This is a genomic window from Mesorhizobium sp. M1E.F.Ca.ET.041.01.1.1 (genome assembly GCF_003997355.1).
GTDB lineage: Bacteria > Pseudomonadota > Alphaproteobacteria > Rhizobiales > Rhizobiaceae > Mesorhizobium.
Genome location: NZ_RZSL01001067.1, coordinates 1 through 1119, shown reverse-complemented (window position 1 = coordinate 1119; position 1119 = coordinate 1). Strand labels below are relative to the sequence as shown.

Genomic DNA, 1119 nt, shown 5'->3' with positions numbered 1-1119 from the left:
GCTGACGCCGACCTGGCGCTGCTGGCGCTGGGCAACCTGCCGGAAGGCTCGAAGGCCGCGCTGCGGCGCCACGAACGCCATGTGCGCGACAAATACCGGCTGCGCAATTTCCTCGATGTGAAGGCGGAGCGCGGCCTGGCGTCGGCCGCCGCGTATGCCCTCGCCAGCCAGTCCAATCTGATCCCGATCGTTCGCGGCGTGGCCGCCGACAAGCTGGACGCGCTGTTCCGCCGCACCGGCATTGCTGCAAAGCAGCAAGTGCCTGCGATGCGCTTCCTGATGGCTGCGACAAGTGCTGCGGAAGAGTGATCCCGCGCAGCTCCGGCGGCCAGCCATTTTCTAAAAAAATCCGCATTCCGAAACTACGCGGTTGCCTACTTGCCCCGAGAATGGCAGTCTATGTTGCGGTGCAGCAATTGCGAAAGGCCGATCGAATGGCTTCGATTTTTGGCTTCAGATCCAGGGACCCGGCCCGCGACCGGCAGACCGATCTCCAGCGACTGGATCGTCTGGCGAAGCTGTTCGACCAGATCGGCGCCGAGATCGAGGCGGAGAAGACCGGGCTGGAGAATCGCTACCGGTCGACGGCAGCCAACGCGGCCTTCCTGGTCGAGGCCATGGAGAATGGCTCCGCGTCGACAGATAAGTCGTCGGACGTCAGCGCGATGACCGGCGCGATCCTGAATTACGAGCGACGCATCGCCGAACTCGCCCGACAGAAAGGCCTGATGAAGGAACTGCGCCATTCGCTTGACGCGATCGTCGATGAAGGTGCTGAGCAGGCCAGCGCGGCCGTAGGATTGGCGAGGTCGGCGGGACGAGCCTGAAAAGGCACGTCAACGCACGCGTCGTCGGTACCAGACAACAGAGGAGTTCAAAAGGGCAGAGGATCAGAAGCGGCTCGCAGGAGGCGGGCCAGGAATGACTTTGGGTTGGGGCGGACAACACAAGGTGAGTTTGTTATGAACGCAGATCCCAACAACACAATGACCGCGGCGGCTTGCGGCATGTCGCGCGCGCACCCGAATGGGCCGCGTAGCTTTTGGCCAAGCCTCGCAAGCGCGCTGCTCGCAGTTACAGCAGCCGTTTTGGCGGTCCCGCATTCGGCGCATGCCGAGG

General features: G+C 63.3%; 1 protein-coding gene and 1 pseudogene. Both read left to right on the top strand.

Translation table 11 applies throughout. The features are described from left to right. Positions 1 to 309, top strand: a pseudogene (locus EOA38_RS37390) (glycosyl transferase family A); the annotation flags it as partial. Between the two features lie 125 nt (positions 310 to 434). Beyond that, positions 435 to 827: a hypothetical protein gene (locus EOA38_RS37385; protein ID WP_126095658.1), complete on the top strand. Its 393-nt coding sequence runs from the start codon at positions 435 to 437 to the stop codon at positions 825 to 827. Positions 828 to 1119 lie beyond the last annotated feature (292 nt).

Excerpts from the sequence above, each read along its gene's own strand:
- EOA38_RS37385 (WP_126095658.1), top strand. The coding sequence starts at position 435 with ATGGCTTCGATTTTTGGCTTCAGATCCAGGGACCCGGCCCGCGACCGG.